Origin of the sequence: Streptomyces sp. NPDC047072 (genome assembly GCF_040643855.1) — a bacterium.
Classification (GTDB): Bacteria; Actinomycetota; Actinomycetes; order Streptomycetales; family Streptomycetaceae; genus Streptomyces.
The window spans coordinates 1-2,997 of the sequence record NZ_JBEYVC010000346.1 but is presented as its reverse complement, the minus strand read 5'-3'; the positions used below and the strand labels follow the sequence as shown (position 1 = coordinate 2,997).

Here is a 2,997-nt window from a genome sequence, read left to right as displayed (position 1 = left end):
CGGCCTCAACGAGGCGGCGTACATGGCGGAGATCTGCCGCGCCGGCCTGCTGGCCCGTCCGTTCACGGACGCGCCCCTCTGTGCGGTCAGTTGTGGCCGAAGCGCTTCTGCCGGCCCTTGCGGGCGACATCGGCGGGCGTCACCTGGGAGATGCGCTGCTCGGCCTGGTCCTGCATCGAGGACTGCTGTGCCTGCTGCTGTCCACGCTCGGACTGCGGCTGTTTACGGTCACGGTTCTTGTTCTTGGCCATGGTGATCTGCCTCCTGTGGGGGATCTAGGGGCCGGGATCAGACTCACATAGGCTGATAAGAGGCGCATGTCGGATAATTACCGTGTGTGACAGGCCTTGTCGGGGCGCGCGCCCGGCCCGATGCCCCGAAACGCCACGCCGAAGATCGAGTTCGGGCCGTTAACCCCCGCGCGGTCGGGCAGACTCGAAGCAAGCCCGAAGTAAAGCCGCCTCGGAAGAGGGTGAGTCGCGTGGACCGCTGCATCGTCCTGGTGGACGCCGGGTATCTGCTCGGGGCCGCCGCGAGCCTCCTCGCCGGGGAGCCCTCGCGATCCCGTATCACCGTCGACCACGCCGCCCTCGTCCAGGGGCTGCGCGACCGCGCCGAGTCCGACACCGAGCGCCCGTTGCTGCGCATCTACTGGTTCGACGGCGCCCCCGACCGGGTTCCGCAGCCCGAGCACCGCCGGCTGCGCGTGATGCCCCGGGTCACCGTCCGGCTGGGCGCCCTGACCCGCAGCGACGGCCGCTGGGCCCAGAAGGGCGTGGACGCCGCCATGCACGCCGAGCTCACCGAGCTGGCCCGCAACCGCGCCTGCTCGGACGTGGTGCTGGTGACCGGCGACGGCGATCTGCTGCCGGGCATGATGGCCGCGAAGGAGCACGGCGTCGCCGTACACCTGTGGGCCGTGCAGGCGGCCGACGGGGACTACAACCAGTCCGAGGACCTGGTCGCCGAGGCGGACGAGCGGCGGGTGCTGGACCGCACGTGGATCACCAAGGCCGTACGCGCGAAGGAGCTCGGCGGGGTGTGCGCGCCGCCGCCGGTGCCACGGCCGGAGATCGCCGCGATCCTCTCCGCGCCGCTGCCGGAGTCCGCGCCGGAGCGGGCCCGGGAGGAGGGCGAGCACACCACCGCCTCGGAGAACGGCGCGCAGGAGCGGGTACCGGCGCCCAAGGGGGTGCCCACGCCGAAGGACCTCGCCGCGCTGCGGGCGCCCGGGGTGCAGCCCGCGCCGCAGCCGTCCTCCGCGACGCTGCGGTGGTCGTCCGACAAGGGGTGGGTCGACCGGCCGCCCGCCGAGTCGCCCGAGGCCGCGTCCATGCCGACGCTGGCGCAGCTGACCACGGCGGAGCAGCGGTGGGCCGACCGGGAGGAGGACATCACCACGGTCGGGGGCGACCCCTTCGAGGTGGGGCAGGTCTTCGCGCGGCGGTGGATGGAGCGGCTGGGGGACCAGGCGCATCTGATCCGGCTGTCGGGGATGTACCCGCGGGTCCCGCACCGGATCGACGGCGAGCTGCTGCGGTACGCGGCGCGGTTCGGGCTGCTCGCCCACAAGGACGACCAGATCGACGAACACGACCGCTATGCGATCCGCGCCGGGTTCTGGCGCGAGATCGACGTGCGGACGGCGGCCGAGCACGCGCCCGCCGGCGAGTGAGCGGAGATTGTGTTTTGCGGTGGATTCGGGTGTGAGAGGGCACCCGGGAACCGCGCGGCACCCCCGACCCCTTAGGCTCGTCCCTTGTGAGTACGCGTGTGGGGCAGGCACTTCGGCATCGTGGGGATGTCGTGTGTGCGGTGCGCGGGCTCACCAAGACCTATCCGGCGGTGCGGGGGCGGCGCGGGGCGCCGGCGACGCCCGAGGTGCGGGCCACCGATGACGTGCGGCTGGATGTGCGGCGCGGGGAGATCTTCGGGCTGCTCGGACCCAACGGCGCCGGGAAGACCACCCTCGTGCGCCAGCTCACCGGACTCATGCGGCCCGACTCCGGGAGCGTCGAGATCCTCGGGCACGACATCGTGCGCCACCCCGACCGGGCCGCGCGGATCCTCGCCTACCTCGGCCAGGAGTCCAGCGCCCTCGACGAGCTGACCGTGTCGCTCGCCGCGGAGACCACCGGCCGGCTGCGCGGCCTGGAGGCCCGGCAGGCGCGGGACGAGCGGGACGCCGTACTGGAGGAGCTGGGGCTCACCCCGCTCGCCGGGCGGCCGCTCAAGAAGCTGTCCGGCGGCCAGCGGCGGCTCGCGTGCTTCGCGGCCGCGCTGGTCGGGGAACGGCCGCTGCTGGTGCTCGACGAGCCGACGACCGGGATGGACCCCGTGGCGCGGCGGGCCGTGTGGTCGGCCGTGGACCGGCGCCGGGCCGAGCGCGGCACGACCGTGCTGCTCGTCACCCACAACGTCATCGAGGCGGAGACCGTCCTGGACCGGGTCGCCGTGCTCGACCAGGGGCGCGTGATCGCCTGCGACACCCCGAACGGCCTCAAGGAGCAGGTCGCCGGAGAGGTGCGCGTGGACCTGGTGTGGCGGGAGACCGCCCCGCTGCACGTGCCCGAGGTCGCCGCCCTCCAGGACCGGGCCGTCGCCGCAGGGCGCCGCTGGACGCTGCGGCTCGCCCCCGAGGAGGCCCGCGCGGTCGTCGCCACCGTCACCGGCGGGGCGGCCTTCGCCGCGCTCGACGACTTCACGCTGGCCACGCCCAGCCTGGAGGACGTGTACCTGGCGCTGGGCGGGGCCGCGCAGCAGGGGTTGGTGAAGGCGTGAGCACCTTTGAGTACGCGGACCGGCGTATCCGTACGCAAGAGGGCGACCGCCGGAGCGAAGAGGAGCAGAGCCACGTGAGTGTCGTACCCGCCGAGGTGCTGCCCGGCAGCGCGCCCGTCGTCCTGGAGACGGCGTCCGGCGCGGCCGAGCTCGGGCCGCGCGCGCGGCTGTGGCCCGCGCTCGCGGCCGTGTACCGGGCGCAGCTGTCGCGGGCCC

The 2,997-nt window shown here is 73.8% G+C and carries 3 protein-coding genes and 1 pseudogene; 3 read left to right on the top strand and 1 reads right to left on the bottom strand.

What is annotated here, in order from left to right; genetic code table 11:
• Positions 1–86: 86 nt before the first annotated feature.
• Positions 87–251, bottom strand: a complete 165-nt coding sequence (locus ABZ896_RS52445; protein WP_360946539.1) for a hypothetical protein — start codon at positions 249–251, stop codon at positions 87–89.
• 230 nt (positions 252–481) lie between these two features.
• Here ABZ896_RS52445 and ABZ896_RS52440 point away from each other — a divergent pair, with 230 nt between their 5' ends.
• From ABZ896_RS52440 to ABZ896_RS52430, 3 genes and pseudogenes are all read left to right on the top strand, one after another.
• Positions 482–1,675, top strand: coding sequence for an NYN domain-containing protein (locus ABZ896_RS52440; protein ID WP_360946536.1), 1,194 nt, complete (start codon positions 482–484; stop codon positions 1,673–1,675).
• A gap of 131 nt (positions 1,676–1,806) precedes the next feature.
• Positions 1,807–2,781 (top strand): ABC transporter ATP-binding protein, encoded by a 975-nt coding sequence (locus tag ABZ896_RS52435; RefSeq protein ID WP_360946542.1) that lies wholly within the window; start codon positions 1,807–1,809, stop codon positions 2,779–2,781.
• Positions 2,782–2,855: 74 nt separating this feature from the next.
• Positions 2,856–2,997: pseudogene (locus tag ABZ896_RS52430) on the top strand (ABC transporter permease); the annotation flags it as partial.

Bases quoted from the DNA above. Each gene is read 5' to 3' on its own strand.
- ABZ896_RS52445 (WP_360946539.1), bottom strand. From the start codon at position 251: ATGGCCAAGAACAAGAACCGTGACCGTAAACAGCCGCAGTCCGAGCGT.